This is a genomic window from Prochlorococcus sp. MIT 1323 (assembly GCF_047304905.1).
Lineage (GTDB): Bacteria > Cyanobacteriota > Cyanobacteriia > PCC-6307 > Cyanobiaceae > Prochlorococcus > Prochlorococcus marinus_D.
Window position 1 is genome coordinate 583,670 of sequence record NZ_CP138973.1, and the last position, 17,447, is coordinate 601,116.

Genomic DNA, 17,447 nt, shown 5'->3' on the forward strand with positions numbered 1-17,447 from the left:
AATAGCGCAAACTATTATTGCAACAGATTTATCTTAAAAACTCTTAAAACAATACATATGATCAAGAAATTAATGCTTAAATTTAAAGTTGCTATATGAATAATTTGAAATTGATTCTTCATCTGACATAGTAGTTTATTTAATGATTCACATCGAAATACAAAACGTGAAGCAAATATATATCAAGAAATAAGTGCTTTTATTGCACGTCAATATTTTCGATGTAACATATTTATTTAATCACTTAAATTAGCCATATCTCTTGATAATTTTTTCAAGGAGCTATCCATCAATCCAACCATCCAAGATTAAATTCGAAAGCTCGGGGACTCAATTACTACAGAGCAAATCGTATCAGTAGATAAAAAGCATACTATTAGCATCAATGAACAAGATTTGAATCAACCCTTAGATGTATCCGTAGATGAATCTTTTTTTGATAATGAATCAGATTCAGAAGAGCTGGAGGAATCTGAGCTCTTATCTATTTCAGGCGGAGGAAGCAGACGTATTAGTTCGTTTAGTGCATACTCCTGGCTAAAGCTAAGTCGTAAAGCTCCTCGACTTGCTAAAAGTATAAAAATAAACATCAATAGACTGGATTGTGCAGGTGGGTGGCTCTGCTGGTGAAAACCTTTTCAAAATAATCATATTGGTAATTTTTTTAACTAAGATTCACTTAACTAAATAATTTTTAACTCGATTATATTAAACACAATTCTCAATAAATAAAAAGCATCTAGGGGTTTCAGATTGTTAAATAATTAAGGAACTTTATGATCCCCCTATGAATTCGGTGTATTTTAGGTTTAATCAACTTTATAATTATGTCATTTGAGAATTTTTACAAGCAACTTGCCACCAATCCATCAATTCAAGATGAAGTCCGCAAGCTAGGGGACTCAATGACAACAGAGCAAATCGTTTCAATAGCAAGAAAGTTTGATTTTATTATCAACGAGCAAGAATTAAATCAACCCATAGATGTTACCGTTGATGAATCTTTTTTTGACGATGAATCAAATTCAGAAGAACTGCAAGAGGCTGACCTTATATCTATCTCAGGTGGAGGTAGCAGGCGTATTAATTCAATGAGTGTATTCTCCTGGTTAAAGCTAAGCCGTAAATCCCCAAGCCTTGCCAAAAATATAAAAATAAACAGCAATCGGCATCAGTTTGGAGATGTTGTTCTCTGCTGGTAATTACTATCACCACAATATATTTAATGATTTTACCTCCTTATTATTTACCCAGCATAATACAATAATACTTTAGCTTGAATATATTATCATTTAATTGACTTCAATCTTCACCATGAAAATAAGCTATAGACTATATCATCTTACTTACTAAAAAAATATTCTACAGCTTGTCTCTTAATTTTTTAAATGTCAACATATCTATTCCAGCCATTAAGCTTACTCAGAATCAGTTAATATCCATCCTCAGAGATGCGTAATTAGATATACATATAACAATATATATAAATTGTCTCATGCTAAGAATATAATATGTCTCATACCAAAAAGCTATTTAATCTTCGAATAAAATTACTTAATAACAGACCGCTTAAACCCTTAAGAATTATTTCTAATCCTTTTTCAATAAATTATTTTAAATAATTCACCATGTTCAATATTTAGCCCTTTATTACTGGAATGTTTGTATAATTTCTTTGTTTAGAGTATTATTGCAAATATCTTTCAATAGCTTTCATTCAATATCATGTTTTTTCTGCAATTAATTGTCTATGAGTATGTTTGAAAAGACTAATCTTTTTCGCAAATATAGATACATTTAAGGAAATATACAATATTTTTATTCCTTGCATGTCGCATATTAATTAACGTCTGGTCCAGCATGTTGCCTCATGTTATGCTAATAATAGATTCTACGCCATACTGCTAGTACTAATTGTAGAGGTTAAATGTTAAGTTTCAGCAAATATCACGGACTCGGCAACGACTTCCTCCTGATTGATGGGCGCGAGAATCAGCTCAATCAACAAGTGATCAATCCTGGTCCGGCCTGGGTACGAAAAATCTGTGATCGACACTTCGGGATTGGAGCTGATGGGCTGATTCTTGCTTTACCACCTAGCGCTGATGGTGATCTAAGAATGCAAATTTTCAATGCTGATGGAAGCCTGGCCGAGATGTGTGGCAATGGCATCCGTTGCTTAACACGTTTCTTGGCTGATATCGACGGAGATTTGTGTGTTCAGCGGTGGAACATAGAAACCCTAGCAGGAATAATTTCTCCAATTTTGCAGGAAGATGGACAAATTTGCGTCGATATGGGATCTCCATTCTTAGATCCAAAATCGATACCTACAACCCTGACAATCGGTTCTGCTGGATTGCCCCAGGGCGAGTGCCACTTGGGTGATACATCATTGAATGTCGCAGCTGTAGGAATGGGTAATCCCCACGTGATCGTGCCTGTTGAAGATCTTGAAAGTATTCCGTTTGAAAATTGGGGACAAAGACTTGAAAAACATCGCGCCTTCCCAGCTAAAACAAATGTTCATTTTCTGAAAATACACAGCCCGAATCAACTTGAAATTCGTGTTTGGGAGCGTGGGTCGGGACCAACCCTCGCTTGTGGGACAGGAGCCTGTGCATCTCTTGTAGCCGCTTGTTTGTTAGGACTTTCTGATGACCATGCGGAGGTTCTTTTACCAGGAGGTGTGTTACAGATCAGTTGGCCAGGGCGCAGGGGTTCTGTTTTTATGACTGGACCCGCTGAACCTGTCTTTGACGGGGTTTTAACACCTCTTCTCACACCAAGTCATGCTGAGGTCTTACCTCAAGATGATCAGATTATTTGAACACATCGAATAGTCTACAACCATTTATAGCTCTTGAATTAATAAAGACTCCTATCTTGGATAAGATAAAAATCCTAAGGTTTATTCCCTTGAAACGGTGAATGATTGTTTACCTAGTCCCTATTTAGAGAGCATGATCACTCCTGCTTTTGATTCATTTGGCCATCACACTCGATTCGTTCTAGGAAAGGATGGTCAGATCTAGTTCTTGCCCATCTGAAATTTATCTGGATGCTTGTGCAACGACTCCGCCTCGACCTGAGGTGATTCAACGCATCTTGGAAGTTCAGGAGAGTGTCTGGGGTAACCCCTCGAGTCTTCATGGCCCAGGACTGATCGCTGCTGAATTACTTGAACGCAGTCGTCAGGTGATCGCCTCATGCCTTATGGCCAGCTCAACTGAGCTGGTGTTGACCTCGGGGGCTACAGAATCTATTCATTTAGGCCTTTTGGGCATGGCTCGTTCCATGCAGTCGGGCCGTCTAGTGATTTCAGCGGTAGAACATCCTGCTGTTCTTGCAGCAGCTCAGGTCCTCAAGCATGAGGGCTGGGAGGTGTGTTACTGGCCTGTTGATCCACTAGGTCGCGTCAAAATTGAGGATCTAGATCTGATGCTTGCTCCGCCAACACGATTGGTCTCAATCATCTGGGGTCAAAGTGAGGTCGGTACGATTCAACCCATTAAGACGATTGGCTTAGCTTGTAAGGAAAGGGGCATTATTTTTCACACTGATGCCACTCAAGTTCTTAGTCAGGGTCTACTGCATTGGGCTGATCTGCCGATAGACTTACTTAGCGCATCAGCACACAAGTTTCAGGGTCCTAAGGGAATTGGTTTGCTTCTATTACGCCCTGAATTGATAGATGTTTTACAACCTTTACAGGGTGGTGGTGGCCAAGAACAGGGGCTTCGGGCTGGTACAGAATCTGTCGCCTTAGTAGCAGGCATGGCGATGGCCCTCGAACACTTGAAACTATCCAGGCCAAGGTGTGCTGATGTTGAGTTGGCCGATCAGGTCAAAGTTCAAAGAATGCGTGACGCGTTAAGAATCAACCTGCAGACCTTGCCTGGACTTCACTTCACCGGTGATCCAATCAATCGTTTGCCTCACCATATATCCATGCTTGTGGGATCAGGTGATGACCAGCCCATCTCTGGTAGAGCTGTTGTGCGAGAACTTTCACGACTTGGCGTGGCAACAAGTAGCGGTAGTGCCTGTATGGCAGGGCAACCAAAAAACAGTGCTGTCCTACAGGCCATGCAGATCAAACCTAAGTGGCTTCAGTCAGGATTACGTTTCTCTCTGGGTTCATGGTTAGACGAAACACAGTTGGATCAGATCCCTGATCTTCTGCAGCAGGCCATGATTGCAGCAGCATCGCCAGAATGAGCCTTACATCTAATCCTTAAATCATCCACCCCAGCCTGTGATAAAAACTCTTCCCGCTGACCTCCTCGCTGCCGAGAACATGGTTTTGGAGGCTCTACAAACCTCTTTAAAGGATCAACCCCTGGGGCGATGGGAGGTGAACTTGAAGTTTGAGGGCTTGAAATTGATGCCCGTGGCTCTGCGCCTGATGCAGAATCTGCAAGAAGATGGGTTTGAGATTGTTCTTGTTTGGCCTGATATGGGTGGTGCCGCCCTGGCAAAACACAATGCTCCTGAACTTGCTAATCAGATCTCTTCAATCAATGATTTGCTTACTGACCAGAATGGAAAAGATGATGATCGTATCTTTTTGGTTGTTGCACCACAACCCAGCGATTACGAGCAGTTTGAACTCCTCTGCAACAAACATTCAGGTGCTGTTGTCATGCTGAACGGCCGTTTGGAAGATAGTGCTGTAGGAATTGGAGGCGTTGCTAGACAACGTAGACGAGGATTTTTATCTTTATGGCGTAAGGCCTATTGGCTTGAACCATTGGAGTCTGGTGCGTTGATGCGTTCGCACCCAGGCGAATGGATCTTGTTTCGTGCTGATGTTGATGGGTATCGAGAGACGACGACCTTCGACCAGCGTCCAGATGCTGAAGCCATCGACGCTGCTCTTGTTGGCACTTAGAACATCAAGGGGACATAAGACAGACAACAGTAATCAGTTCATTGTTTGCATCGCTTGAGAGACCATTGGTTGACTTGATCAATCGGATCGGTCTCCGTATGGTGCAGCTCTGAAGAGTTTTTATGAGTCGCCAAACCCTTTTGAAACAATTCACCCCTATTGATGGGATTGCCGCAATCGTGGCACTCATCGCTCTGGGGGGTGTGTTGTGGAGTCCGAAGTTAAGTCATTCATTGGCCAGGGCGGCAGGCGTCATGAGGCCTGTGCAGGTTTCTGTCGATGTTCGCAACGTGCCTACAGCTGAGCCCAATGCACTGATCGAAGCGGCCTTGGCCCAGGGCAGCACCAGTATCGTTATACGCAATCAGCCTGCTGGTTCACTGAAACTTAAGGGCATCGAAGACCTCAGAAGCAAGCTCGTGGCAGTCCAGCCAGACGGCTCTGTCGTCATCGCAACGGATCCCAATTTGGCTGCCAACAGTATTCTTGATGCTCGCTTCATACTTGAAGGTGACGGCACAGTCTCCAAGACGGGAGTTGTGTTAGCTGGAACAAAACTCAAAATTGGCACACCAGTTGAGCTAGAGGGATCCAGCTATCGAATCAACGGAACCGTGAGTGGTGTCAGTGTTCAATGAGGATTCTCCCTGCATGTTCCAAGATCGCTAAGAGAAACCATTCTCAATTGTTGATCCGAATTCTTGGAGCTGGGGGAATCCTGATCGGTTCAAATGTGAGTGCAGCACCAACTGTTCTTGCACCACCCCCACCAGTTGCTGTCCAGGGCTGGCCTTCTCTTCAATCTGGGCGTCTCTGCCCTTCCTTGCAAAGGAGTTTCAAATCCTTACTCGGCCAGGGCTCATCGGCATGGAGCGTGAGCGTCGTAGATCGTCATGGTCAGCTCCTTGCTGACATCAACGGAACTGTTGCCAAAGTTCCAGCCTCCAATCAGAAGTTGATTACAACGGCCTTTGCGCTCGATAAACTTGGCCCTGATTTCAAGTTGCGCACCCAACTATTGCGACGCCCTGATGGAGTACTTGAAATCAGTGGTGAAGGAGATCCTGATCTAGGTGTCACAGAGATACAACGCTTTGCGATGGCAGCTCTTGGTCAGGGTGGTTCGCGCACGTTTCGTTCTCACGACGATCTCCAATTACTGATCCGTGAGGAGCCTCAACGACGCTGGTGGCCCAGTGATTGGCACCCAGCTGACCGTATTTATGCCTATGGAGCACCTATCACCCGTCTTGCACTAACAAGCAATGCCCTTGATGTGGCTGTGACGAATCCAATTGGTCGTTTACAACGCTTGCTGGAGCGCGAAATACATCGGCAGGGAGGCAGAGCTCACTTAAGTCTTGTCAACCACGACCATGTGAAGACAAGTTCTGCCCAGTCCGTTCTTCTTCATGAGGAAGATTCCGCACCGATGCATGCCTTGGTGAGTCTTGCTAATGCGGAGAGCCATAACTTCACAGCAGAGGTACTGCTTCGACACGCCGCAGAAAGCTGGGATGTGAGGATTGCCTCCAGGGAGGCTATGCGCTGGATGCAACGACAAAATCTTCCTCTGACAGGACTACGCATAGCCGACGGCAGCGGGCTCTCAAGGAACAACCGAATGAGCAGCCAAACTCTGGCGACTTTATTGATGCGTATGGGACATCACCCTCTTGCTCCTTACTATCAAGCCTCAATGGCCATCACCGGACAGCGTGGAACGTTGCGCAAACTGTTTAGAGGTTCTTCCCTAGAAGGGAAATTCTGGGGAAAAACAGGCACTCTCAATGGAGTGCGTTCTATCTCAGGAATTCTTGAGACAGTAGATGGACCCCGCTACGTGAGTGCAATAGCTAATGGCGCGAGCTCACCAAATAGAACAATCGGATTGTTGTTGAAGGCTACCCAACGCTTCAGCCCGTGTTCTTCATCGCTCTCAACTTCGAAGTAGCTCTACGCCCCCGGTTGATCGGCACGGCCTTGTCTGTGTGTTGGTCAGTTGAACCGCGACTGTCATGACTGCTGATGGTTTGGATTTTCACCAGCTCTTGGCGACCAGCAATGATGACTTGAGCGATTTCTTTGAGGCGCTGCTCAAGTTCTCCAAGGGTCTGTTCGGCATAACGGTTTGCTCCGTCCTGGACACCGGCAGCTTCTTGACGACTGCGCTGAATAAGGGACTCACATTGCTGGTGAGTTTGCTGCCTGAACTGAAGAGCATCGTTATGTAGCCGTTCAGCTTCGTTCTGAGCTTCCTTCTGGAGTCGTGATCCCTCTGATCTGATCTGATCAAGTTCTTGAATTGCTTGTTGACGGTTGCGTTCGTGCTGTTCGGTCAGCTGCCTCTTGATATCAATGGCTTCACGATCCAGTTGTTGTCGACGCTCCAGGGCCTCCTGCTCAAGTTGCTGTCGACGGCTAGAGAACTGCTGTTCAAGCTGAGCAAGTTTCGACTGCATCTCATGTTCCAGCTGAGCAGATTGCTGCCTGGTTGCTTGTAGCAGCTGTTCGCATTGTTGGCGGCTCTGATCACGAAGCTCGGCAACCTGTTTTTCCGCTTCTTGACGAATGGAAGCTGCATTGACCAACTGCTCGCGCTGTTGATTGGCCTGCTGAACAATCTCTTCGGCTTGTTTTCGCGAAGTTGTGATGAAATCATCACGTTTTTGGAGCAACTGATCGGCCTGGTTCACTTGCCCAGGGAGGGTCTCTCGAACGGCATCAAGCACTTCGATCGCTTCCTGTTCATTCACTAGGCGAGTGCCACTAAAGGGGATACGGCTGCCTTCCAGAACTATCTCTTCGAGTTGGTCGAGCTGTTCGAGAACGGTGAACCTAGGCTCGCTCATCACAGTTTTAGTACTAAAGCTCAATTAAATAACCTGTGGAGGTCTTGTGCCACCACCGCAGGCACCATGTGATCAATATTGCCACCAAAACGGGCGACTTCCTTCACCATAGAACTACTGAGAAAGCTGTGATGAGCTGCAGTCGCAAGGAAGATTGTCTCAAAATCAGGAGCCAGGGAGCGGTTTGTATGAGCAATTTGGAGCTCATACTCAAAATCACTCATGGCCCGAAGACCACGCAGGATCAGATCAACCTGATTGTGACGAGCACAGCTCACTGTGAGGCCTTCAAAGCTGATCACACTTACACCCTTGCAATGTGCTGTAGCCATATGAATCTGATTAAACCTCTGTTGCAAGGTGAATGTTGACGTTTTGGCAGGGTTGCTTAAAACCGCTACCACAACCTCGCCGAAGAGTGCGCAGCCACGCTCAATCAAATCCAGATGACCAAGTGTTAAAGGGTCAAAGCTGCCTGGGTAAAGGGCCCTCATGATCCAATCAAACCACCTCTGGATCCTATGCAGAGAGGTGCTGCTTAGAGTTGGTAGATCTGATGAGATGCTCAATGGCACTGGATCTAGAAGCGAAAAAGGTTTTGCTTCGCAAAATCCCCCATGGTCTTTTTATTTGTGGAGTCCGCGAAGGTGATGAAATCAACGGCTTTACAGCAAGTTGGGTGACCCAAGGGTCGTTCGAACCTCCCCTTGTTGTTATGGCAGTTCGATCAGAGGGAAGCAGTCATGGAATCATTGAACGAACGAAGCATTTCTCGCTCAATGTGCTTCGGGCTGATCAGAAAGAACTTGCGGCAGTTTTCTTCAAGCCTCAGTCGGCGATGGGAGGGCGCTTTGAGTCAGCCCCCTTTCGTTATGGAGAATTGGGTCTACCCCTACTAGAGGATGCTATTGGAGGAGTTGAGTGTGAACTTGTGGGCCAGGTCGTTCATGGTGATCACACTGTGTTCGTCGGAGAAGTGAGATCAGCCCATCTAAATCAGGATGGGGATGCGCTTAACCTCGCTTCAACGGGTTGGTCATACGGCGGTTGAATATAATTTGATCAACGCTTCTCAGCGCACCATCCTTCTAAAGGATGAAAATAGACTTGAGCAAAGGCTTAAGGAGATTCCAGCTGAACCTGGTTGTTATCTCATGCGTGATGGAGAAGACAGGTTGTTATATGTGGGTAAATCAAAATGTTTGCGAAATCGAGTAAGAAGTTATTTCCGAAGTAGCAGTGATCATGGGCCTCGTATTCGATTGATGGTGCGGCAAATTGTTGAGATTGAATTTATCGTTACTGATAGCGAGGCTGAATCCTTAGTACTGGAATCTAACTTGATCAAAAATCAACAACCACATTTCAATGTGTTGTTAAAAGATGACAAAAAATATCCATATCTGTGCATAACATGGAGCGAGGAATATCCACGTATCTTTATCACGAGAAGGAGACGTTTCCGGAATAAGAATGACCGATTCTATGGACCATATGTAGATGTAGGACTATTACGTAGAACCCTATTTCTAGTCAAGCGTTCGTTCCCGCTGCGACAACGACCACGGCCATTGCACCAGGATCGTACGTGCCTTAACTATTCAATTGGACGTTGCCCTGGCGTATGCCAGCAGAAGATCACATCAAAGGATTATCATCAAGTTCTTCGCAAAGTTGCGATGGTCTTTCAGGGCAGGAATCAAGAGCTTAAGGTTTTGCTTGAGAATCAAATGGAACGTTATTCAGATCGAATGGACTATGAGTCAGCCGCTAACATAAGGGATCAGATTAAAGGGTTAGAACAACTTACAGAAGAACAGAAGATGACCTTACCAGATTCAAGCGTAAGCCGAGATATACTTGCAATTGCAAGCGATCACAGGGTAGCGGCAGTTCAGCTTTTTCAGATGCGTGCAGGTAAACTTGTTAATCGTCTTGGCTTTACTGCTGATGCAGTCAATCAAACGCTTGGAAGTGTACTTCAGCGAGTTATCGAAGAACATTACAGTCAAGTAGATGCTGTAGAAATCCCGCCAGAAGTTCTTGTTCAACACTCATTACCTCAGCAAGAATTACTAGTTGATTGGCTCAGTGAGCAACGTGGTCGTCGTGTTCAAATCAGTTGTCCTCAACGCCAAGCAAAAGCAGAGTTGATAGAACTTGTTGAACGCAATGCAGTCTTTGAATTATCTCGTGCGAAGAGTGGTCAGCAGAAACAAGAATTGGCAACAGAGGATCTTGCCCAGTTGCTTGAACTCACGACACAGCCAAGAAGAATCGAAGGATATGATATTAGTCATATCCAAGGAAGTGATGCTGTTGCATCACAGGTTGTATTTATCGATGGGCTGCCCGCTAAGCAGCATTACCGAAAGTATAAAATTAAAAGTAGTAGTATCAAATCTGGCCATAGCGATGACTTCATGGCGATGGCAGAGATTATGCGGCGTCGCTTTCGTCGTTGGGCAAGGGTGAAGAAAGAAGGATCAGATTTTGAAAACCTGCAGCGCTGCAGTGGCAGCACCTTGCAGACAGATGGTCTCAATGATTGGCCTGATGTGGTGATGATTGATGGCGGTAAGGGTCAACTTTCATCAGTCATGGAAGCATTACGAGAGCTTGACCTTCATGAGGATCTCGTCGTTTGTTCATTGGCTAAGAAACATGAACAGATCTTTGTACCTGGACAAAGCAAACCATTGGATTCTGATCCTGATCAGTTGGGTGTCGTCCTTTTACGGCGGCTTCGGGATGAAGCACATCGCTTTGCCGTGAGTTATCACCGCCAACAAAGAGGGGTAAGAATGAACCGATCGCGGCTTACAGACATCCCTGGACTAGGGCCTAGGCGTGTCCGTGACCTTCTTGCCCACTTTCAATCCATTGATGCTATTCAGTTGGCTAGTGTCCAGCAAATTAGTCAGGCACCAGGGCTTGGACCAGCACTTGCCTTACAGGTTTGGACCTATTTCCATCCTGAAGCCGATAAGGCGTTGGAGGAGGTTGCCTGACCAAGACGGATCGCTTTTTTAATTCTCATTACTACCTCATCCCAGCAGATTGCTGATAGTTATCCATGACCTTTCCGCCCGAGGCATACCTGTGGTTCAAAACCCTCCACATTGTTGGGGTTGTGGTTTGGTTCGCCGGCCTTTTTTATCTTGTGCGCTTGTTTATCTATCACGTGGAAGCAGCTGAATTAGAACCAACTGTCAAAAAAGCATTTGAAGAGCAATACACGCTGATGGAGCGTCGATTGGCAAATATCATTACCACTCCTGGGATGATTCTTGCCGTTTCTATGGCTGTTGGATTGCTGATCACCCAACCGAGTTGGCTTCATCAAACTTGGATGCAAGCAAAGCTTGCTTTGGTGGCTGGGCTAATCGCCTACCACATCTTCTGCTATCGGCTGATGGGTCAGTTAAATCGCGGGGAATGCAGCTGGAGCGGCCGTCAGCTGCGTGCACTAAATGAACTTCCAACATTATTCTTAGTGCTAGTAGTGATGCTGGTTGTCTTCAAAAACCAGTTTCCAACAGGTGCAGCTACTTGGTTGATCGTTGGCCTTGTGCTGTTTATGGCGGCATCAATTCAGTTTTATGCACGATGGAGACGATTAAGACTTAGTCGACAATTGGAAAGCCCGATAAATAATGGCTAATGTTTCGCATCCTCTAAGGGAAATCCTCTTGGGTGTTAGTCCTCAGAGTTGTCCAAATATTTTGAATTTTCACTGTCATACTATTTGCAGTGATGGCAGCCTTGAGCCAGAGCTTTTAATTGCGCAAGCAAGCGAAAGAGGTTTGCAACATATAGCAGTCACAGATCACCACAGCACTCAGGCCCATCAGCCCATGAACGAATGGCTTGCTAGGCGAAGTGATCAAGGATTACCAGTTCCAAGACTTTGGAGTGGTTTAGAAATCAGTTGCTTGTTGAAAGGTTGTCTTGTCCATGTCCTTGCTCTTGGCTTTGAGGTTGGGCATCGTGCTCTTCACACTTATTGCCAAAATAACTCTGCAACCGGCGGGTCATTACAGGCTAAAGCTGTAAAAGAGGCGATTCATGAAGCAGGAGGATTAGCAGTTCTGGCCCATCCAGCTCGATACCGCGTCCGGCATGCTCTGCTTATAGAAGCAGCCGCTGAACTTGGCTTCGATGCTGGTGAAGCATGGTATGACTACGACTTTCAGACCAATTGGCATCCAACACCATTCATCTGTGAAGAAATCGATCATCAGTTGCAGGGTCTTGGGCTGATGCGTACATGTGGAACTGATACACATGGATTTGACCTCAGCGGACGATAAATCCCATCTATCTCATTAGTATTACTATGATTTTCAGATTAAGCTTAATCATTGACCTATTAATGTAATTTTAACATGTATAGGACAACAACTTACAATCGATAAAATCTCTGAAACAAGCTTGCAAATAGGGCAACAAAGAGGTGTTACTTGATGGCATTAGCTTGGCATTAATGTCCCCATCCAGCATTAAAATATCATTCAGGGCCTTTATTAATAATAACTCTCAATGGTTAGTCGATGGTATCTCAAAAGATAGGCTTTGATTTCTCAATGGATGCCTGGCATTGCGTTATAAATCTTTTAGTTGCTCGATCATTTTCTTAAACCTTTTCAGCTGGATGCATTACTTATCCAGAGCTTGACATAACTATGACCTTGCCAATGAGCCGATTGGTGAGGAATCAAACATATCGTAAGGCATTGGCTCATCAATTAATCCCTTAATGAATTACTCTCCATGCTGTTAATATTGACCCATAAAAGAAAAAAAGGCGGGATTCGATTCGAATATAATGTCTAGAGGAATGTGTATGTTTATTATTGTTCAGGGGATCATTTAACCGGCAAAAAATCGTCGGGCCTTGATTCAATCTGAGCCTCACTAGTATAAATAAGTTGTTTGAGTATTGATATCTTGTCGAGCGATGCTGATTCCCACATGCCACGGTTTGCGGCTTCCAACAAGCGTTCGGCCATATCTCTAAGAACCCATGGATTATTGTCATGGAGGAAACGTTGAATATCTTTTTCTTCTAGCCATTGCTCACATAGAGCGCTATAACACCAGTCTGGAATTCGATCAGTCGTTGCATCATAAGCGAAGAGATAATCCAAACTTGCACCCATTTCAAAAGCTCCCTTGTATCCGTGTTGTTTCATACCCTCGATCCAACGTGGATTCAACAATCTGCTACGTACAACTTTGTCGATTTCTCGTTCAAGTCGACTGAGCCTTGGACGCTCCCGTCGAGAATGATCGCCGAACCAAAGTTCGGGACGTTGACCTGAGATCACTTCCACAGCAGTTGCTAATCCACCGTGAAATTGGTAGTAATCATCTGAATCGAGGAGATCATGCTCGCGATTGTCTTGGTTGTGAAGCACGACCTGCACATCCTGCAAGCTGCGCTCAAGACCCTCTCGATCAAGGCTTGGATTAGATGCACTGTCATATCGCCATTGGCTCCAGTTCAAATAGGCCTCGCCAAGATCAGAACGATCGTCCCAAGAGCCAGAGTCAATTAATGCTTGAAGCCCCGCGCCATATGCCCCTGGAGCAGAGCCATAGATTCTGCCTTGAGGTCCGTGCTTGCGCGTGGTTGCTGCCAAGGGATTTAATTTTTCATCTTCTTCTAGATTTGAGATGAGTTTTTGAGCCTGATGCACCCAAATCACAAGTTGGGGAAAAGCGTCACGAAAGAGACCTGAGATCCTTAGGACCACGTCAACCCTTGGACGTCCAAGAAGGCTTAAGGGGATCACCTCTAGATCAATCATTCGCCGACTGGGACCATCCCAAACAGGTCGAACACCGATCAATGCCAGCAGTTGCGCAATGTCCTCGCCGCCATTTCGCATAGTTGCTGTTCCCCATACAGAAAGAGCAAGATGAGTTAGTGGCTCGCCATGTTCAAGTAGATGTAAGTCACACAACTGTTCAGCACTTCGCTGCCCCAGGTCCCAAGCTGCTTCTGTAGGTAGTCCACGCAGATCAACTGAATAAAAATTTCGGCCAGTAGGAAGAACTTCCGGGCGACCACGAGTTGGTGCTCCAGAAGGGCCACTTGCTATACGGCGTCCAGAAACAGCTTTTAGGAGTGCTTCATGTTCTTTCCTCGGGCTAGTGATAAGCCGAGGCCAGAGATCATGTTCGATTCGTGAAATTAGGGGATCACTTTTAGCAGACTTGAGCCAATCTCGTAATGGCTTTACAAGTAAGTCTTGATCATTTCCCTTCCTCTTTTCAATCTGATTTTTGTCTAGAAGAACATTTAAAAACATCAAAGCTTGTTCTTCGATCCAGGCCACTGCATCGCCTTTTCTTCGAGCATTATCAAGGCCAAAGCTGATTAAAACTTTACTGTCATGGCTAGAAAGTAACTCACCTTCTTCATCACACCAGGGATCACAGTTTAATTCGAGGCGCCTTGCGATGGCTTGTGTTAGCCCTGGCTGATCCGAAGAAGGTGACCGTGCTATTCCTAGAAGAAGTTCAATAGCACTCTTATCAGATGGTGCCTGACCAAAGCGATGCAAACCTGTGCGAATTTGAGACTCCTTAAGTTCACAAAGATAGGCCTCAGCTTGTTCAAAACTTGTTATCAGTAAATCACGGCAACTTTCTGATTTATCAAAGACCTCAGGAAGCCCAGGAAAATTATTTAAGCGTAAAAGATTCAACAATTCTTCCTCTAGTTTCTGCATTCGTTTCGCTCCCAGCTGTGTAGCCTCGACATATTCATCCAACAAAGACTCAAGCCTAAGTAAATCTCCATGAAGTCCGGCTCGACCAAGAGGTGGGGTGAGGTGATCAATGATCACAGCAGCTCCACGACGCTTGGCTTGAGATCCCTCTCCAGGGTCATTAACAATGAAGGGATAAGCATGTGGTACTGCTCCAAGAGCAAGATTTGGATAGCAGGATTGACTAAGACCGACACCTTTACCTGGCAACCATTCGGCACTTCCATGTTTACCAACGTGTATCAACAGATTGGTTGCATGTACCTCTCGCATCCAAAGATATTGAGCGAGATATCGATGAGGTGGTGGTAGATCGGGTGAATGAAGGTCAGCGATTTCATTGCTGTCGTAGCCACGACTCGGCTGAATCATTACCACAACCTGTCCAAAAAGCATGCCATGGATAGCAAAACCATCGGCTTCGAGATCCTCAGCTTGTTCAGGTAACCCCCAACGCTTAACAATCGGCTCACATGCTTCTACTGGCAGGGTTTTCCACCACTTCAAATACTGTGAAAGTGAGAGATATGACAGTGGTTGTCGGTTTTGACTTTCTGGATCATTGGTACGCGATCTGAGTAGATGTTTCATCAATTCCTGGCCATCGGCAGGAATCGGATTGCAACCGAGGTCATGTCCGCTCTCTTGCAACCACCCCAAAATGGACGCTGTGCTTGCAGGAGTATCCAGCCCTACTCCATTAGCAAGTCGCCCATCGCGGACAGGGTAATTGGCCAGAACAAGACTGATGCGTCGTTGGTTTGGCTGAGATTGTTGAAGCTTGATCCACGCCTTTACATGACTGACCGCCCATGCCAATCCGTCATCATCAGGCTCCATGACCTGTACAGCTGTTGCGAGTGAGGCATTCGCCTGCACAGTTGAACGAAAAGCACCAGGCCGAGAAGTGATCCGCCCATCTAGCTCTGGCAGAACGACTTGCAATGAAAGATCTAGAGGGTCTAACCCTCTACTGCTGTTGATCCATTCATTGCGGGAGCGACCGCTGCTGAGTACTTGCACAACCGGTACATCCAAGGCCTCCCATAGATCTGAACCAAGCCCAGCTTCTTGAAACTGCACTGATGCAAACGAGGTGGTCGTCATCACTGCAGCAACGTTCTGTTGCTTAAGCAAATGCTTTACGCCTTGCTGAACGGCAGGATCTCTAAGGCTGCTGACCCAGAGAGCACGCGGGACTAATCCTTGTGCACGAAGTTGCGTATTAAGGGCTTTTGGAAAGGCAAGATCTCCGGCCTGAGAAAGGGCGCGATAAAGCACAACTCCCACCTTGGGTCCATCTTCATCTCGCCAATCCCATGGTGAAGGGTCAACCATCGCTTTCAACACGATGTGATCAAGATCGATGGAAGTGCCTACGAGAAGTTGATCAATGACTCGCAGAAACATCAACATGTTGTCCACACCACCTTCACGCATCAGCTCAGCGAGCCGATCAGCCAATGCGATGGGGTGGCTCCCGAGGGCATGAAGCTCAACATCCAAATCAGTAGTGCCAGAAAGAATCAGCAATTGACGAGACGAGGCGTGTTGTTGCCAAATCCCGAGTTGTTCAAGCCCATAGCTCCAGTGACCCCGACCACCAAGAAGGCGCACAACGATGAGCTGGGCATTTGCTGCCGTCGTAGCGAGATAGTGATCTACCTGAGCTGGATGGGAAAGAGCGGCGAGTGGTAGCGCGCGAATACGACCGTTCCACGCCTGCTGTGATGGAATTTCAAGAACAGAGGCAAGAGTGGAAATATCTGTTCTCGCACTTGTCAGTAGAAGGATTTCTGCCTGTGGTTGTTCAACGAGAATCACCTCCTCGGCTGGTCCTTCACCTGGCAGGCTTGCTAATCGATGCATTGGCTCATTCTTTGATGGAAAATGCCACGTGTGAGACGAGGTAATGAGAAGATTTGGCTATTAGGGCCCTATCCAAGTAATGCATCAGTTCCTGCCTTATGCCTGGTTCAAGGGAGCTTGTGTTCCATTCGAAGAAGCCAAGATTTCTGTCGCCACGCATGCTTTGCACTACGGCACAGGCGCTTTCGGGGGCATGCGTGCCATACCTGATCCCCAAAACAGCAACACCATGTTGCTCTTTAGGGCAGACCGTCATGCCAAAAGACTCAGTCAAAGTGCTCGATTGTTGCTGACGGAACTCAGCGAGACAAGAATTCTGTCAGCGCTTGAGGCGATGTTGCAGGCGAATCGACCAACCACTCCCATTTATCTGCGACCATTCGTATATACCAGTGATCTAGGCATTGCCCCTCGACTCCACAATATTGAAACTGATTTCCTTATCTATGGTCTAGAACTTGGCGACTACCTATCTCCAGAAGGCGTGAGCTGCCGGATCAGTAGCTTTACGCGCCAAGAGGATCGCTCACTGCCGCTACGGGGCAAGATCAGTGGTGCTTACATCACAAGCTCTCTCGCCAAAACGGAAGCGGTCTTAAGTGGATTCGATGAAGCATTGTTGCTCAATAGCAGAGGCAAGATCAGTGAAGCAAGTGGGATGAACCTATTCCTGGTCAGGGAAGGTCAGTTGATTACCCCCGGTGTTGATCAAGACATTTTGGAAGGGATCACGCGATCAAGTGTCATTGAACTGGCACGGGTGATGGGCTTATCTGTGATTGAACGCCCTGTGGACAAAACGGAACTATTTATTGCTGATGAGGTGTTCCTTACGGGAACAGCTGCAAAAATCACGCCTATACGTCAGCTTGAATCAACCACATTGGCTGCAGAGCGACCGATTATGAATGCTCTTCGAGACCGTCTAATCGAGATAACTCAAGGACGTGATAAGGATTATGAGCACTGGATAACACGTATTTGTATGACTAATGACTGATTCTTGAGAAGAGCAACCGATCTATCAGTAAGGGGCTATCTAGGATCGCAACA

14 protein-coding genes are annotated in these 17,447 nt (G+C 46.0%); 11 read left to right on the forward strand and 3 right to left on the reverse strand.

Annotation, left to right across the window (positions count from 1 at the left end; genetic code table 11):
- The first annotated feature begins 827 nt into the window (after positions 1-827).
- From SIB68_RS02780 to SIB68_RS02805, 6 genes are all read left to right on the forward strand, one after another.
- A complete protein-coding gene (locus SIB68_RS02780; RefSeq protein ID WP_063400496.1) occupies positions 828-1,202 on the forward strand; it encodes a hypothetical protein in 375 nt (124 codons plus the stop codon).
- Positions 1,203-1,927: 725 nt separating this feature from the next.
- Positions 1,928-2,830: a diaminopimelate epimerase gene (gene dapF / locus SIB68_RS02785; protein ID WP_063400497.1), complete on the forward strand. Its 903-nt coding sequence runs from the start codon at positions 1,928-1,930 to the stop codon at positions 2,828-2,830.
- A 191-nt stretch (positions 2,831-3,021) separates the two neighbouring features.
- Complete coding sequence (locus SIB68_RS02790) at positions 3,022-4,221, forward strand: cysteine desulfurase family protein (RefSeq protein ID WP_063400498.1); 1,200 nt, start codon at positions 3,022-3,024, stop codon at positions 4,219-4,221.
- A gap of 37 nt (positions 4,222-4,258) precedes the next feature.
- A complete protein-coding gene (locus tag SIB68_RS02795; RefSeq protein WP_074160292.1) occupies positions 4,259-4,894 on the forward strand; it encodes a DUF1995 family protein in 636 nt (211 codons plus the stop codon).
- A 122-nt stretch (positions 4,895-5,016) separates the two neighbouring features.
- On the forward strand, positions 5,017-5,532 hold the full coding sequence (locus SIB68_RS02800) for a DUF4330 domain-containing protein (RefSeq protein ID WP_063400499.1): 516 nt from the start codon (positions 5,017-5,019) through the stop codon (positions 5,530-5,532).
- Complete coding sequence (locus tag SIB68_RS02805) at positions 5,529-6,848, forward strand: D-alanyl-D-alanine carboxypeptidase/D-alanyl-D-alanine-endopeptidase (protein ID WP_063400500.1); 1,320 nt, start codon at positions 5,529-5,531, stop codon at positions 6,846-6,848. Before SIB68_RS02800 ends, SIB68_RS02805 begins: the two co-directional genes overlap by 4 nt.
- Here the strand turns inward: SIB68_RS02805 and SIB68_RS02810 are convergent.
- Positions 6,811-7,746: a hypothetical protein gene (locus tag SIB68_RS02810; RefSeq protein WP_063400501.1), complete on the reverse strand. Its 936-nt coding sequence runs from the start codon at positions 7,744-7,746 to the stop codon at positions 6,811-6,813. The genes SIB68_RS02805 and SIB68_RS02810 overlap by 38 nt on opposite strands.
- A 20-nt stretch (positions 7,747-7,766) precedes the next feature.
- Positions 7,767-8,240 carry a pantetheine-phosphate adenylyltransferase gene (gene coaD / locus SIB68_RS02815; protein ID WP_063400708.1) on the reverse strand — a complete coding sequence of 158 codons (474 nt, stop codon included), beginning with the start codon at positions 8,238-8,240 and terminating at the stop codon, positions 7,767-7,769.
- Between the two features lie 74 nt (positions 8,241-8,314).
- On the opposite strand from coaD, the gene SIB68_RS02820 reads away from it, so the two are divergent.
- The 4 genes from SIB68_RS02820 (at position 8,315) to SIB68_RS02835 (ending at position 12,059) form a co-directional block, all read left to right on the forward strand.
- Positions 8,315-8,797, forward strand: a complete 483-nt coding sequence (locus tag SIB68_RS02820) for a flavin reductase family protein (protein WP_041374810.1) — start codon at positions 8,315-8,317, stop codon at positions 8,795-8,797.
- Positions 8,754-10,757 (forward strand): excinuclease ABC subunit UvrC, encoded by a 2,004-nt coding sequence (gene uvrC / locus SIB68_RS02825; protein ID WP_063400502.1) that lies wholly within the window; start codon positions 8,754-8,756, stop codon positions 10,755-10,757. The genes SIB68_RS02820 and uvrC overlap by 44 nt, the downstream gene beginning before the upstream one ends.
- 65 nt (positions 10,758-10,822) lie before the next feature.
- Complete coding sequence (gene hemJ, locus SIB68_RS02830) at positions 10,823-11,410, forward strand: protoporphyrinogen oxidase HemJ (RefSeq protein WP_063400503.1); 588 nt, start codon at positions 10,823-10,825, stop codon at positions 11,408-11,410.
- Positions 11,403-12,059 (forward strand): PHP domain-containing protein, encoded by a 657-nt coding sequence (locus tag SIB68_RS02835; RefSeq protein WP_063400504.1) that lies wholly within the window; start codon positions 11,403-11,405, stop codon positions 12,057-12,059. The genes hemJ and SIB68_RS02835 overlap by 8 nt, the downstream gene beginning before the upstream one ends.
- Positions 12,060-12,614: 555 nt before the next feature.
- Here the strand turns inward: SIB68_RS02835 and cobN are convergent.
- On the reverse strand, positions 12,615-16,394 hold the full coding sequence (cobN, locus tag SIB68_RS02840) for a cobaltochelatase subunit CobN (RefSeq protein WP_063400505.1): 3,780 nt from the start codon (positions 16,392-16,394) through the stop codon (positions 12,615-12,617).
- A 79-nt stretch (positions 16,395-16,473) separates the two neighbouring features.
- On the opposite strand from cobN, the gene SIB68_RS02845 reads away from it, so the two are divergent.
- Positions 16,474-17,394: a branched-chain amino acid transaminase gene (locus SIB68_RS02845; protein ID WP_063400506.1), complete on the forward strand. Its 921-nt coding sequence runs from the start codon at positions 16,474-16,476 to the stop codon at positions 17,392-17,394.
- The last annotated feature ends 53 nt before the right edge of the window (positions 17,395-17,447 follow it).

Excerpts from the sequence above, each read along its gene's own strand:
- SIB68_RS02780 (WP_063400496.1), top strand. The coding sequence starts at position 828 with ATGTCATTTGAGAATTTTTACAAGCAACTTGCCACCAATCCATCAATT.
- dapF (WP_063400497.1), top strand. The coding sequence starts at position 1,928 with ATGTTAAGTTTCAGCAAATATCACGGACTCGGCAACGACTTCCTCCTG.
- SIB68_RS02790 (WP_063400498.1), top strand. The coding sequence starts at position 3,022 with ATGGTCAGATCTAGTTCTTGCCCATCTGAAATTTATCTGGATGCTTGT.
- SIB68_RS02800 (WP_063400499.1), top strand. The coding sequence starts at position 5,017 with ATGAGTCGCCAAACCCTTTTGAAACAATTCACCCCTATTGATGGGATT.
- SIB68_RS02805 (WP_063400500.1), top strand. The coding sequence starts at position 5,529 with ATGAGGATTCTCCCTGCATGTTCCAAGATCGCTAAGAGAAACCATTCT.
- SIB68_RS02810 (WP_063400501.1), bottom strand. The coding sequence starts at position 7,746 with ATGAGCGAGCCTAGGTTCACCGTTCTCGAACAGCTCGACCAACTCGAA.
- coaD (WP_063400708.1), bottom strand. The coding sequence starts at position 8,240 with ATGAGGGCCCTTTACCCAGGCAGCTTTGACCCTTTAACACTTGGTCAT.
- SIB68_RS02820 (WP_041374810.1), top strand. The coding sequence starts at position 8,315 with ATGGCACTGGATCTAGAAGCGAAAAAGGTTTTGCTTCGCAAAATCCCC.
- uvrC (WP_063400502.1), top strand. The coding sequence starts at position 8,754 with ATGCGCTTAACCTCGCTTCAACGGGTTGGTCATACGGCGGTTGAATAT.
- hemJ (WP_063400503.1), top strand. The coding sequence starts at position 10,823 with ATGACCTTTCCGCCCGAGGCATACCTGTGGTTCAAAACCCTCCACATT.
- SIB68_RS02835 (WP_063400504.1), top strand. The coding sequence starts at position 11,403 with ATGGCTAATGTTTCGCATCCTCTAAGGGAAATCCTCTTGGGTGTTAGT.
- cobN (WP_063400505.1), bottom strand. The coding sequence starts at position 16,394 with ATGCATCGATTAGCAAGCCTGCCAGGTGAAGGACCAGCCGAGGAGGTG.
- SIB68_RS02845 (WP_063400506.1), top strand. The coding sequence starts at position 16,474 with ATGCATCAGTTCCTGCCTTATGCCTGGTTCAAGGGAGCTTGTGTTCCA.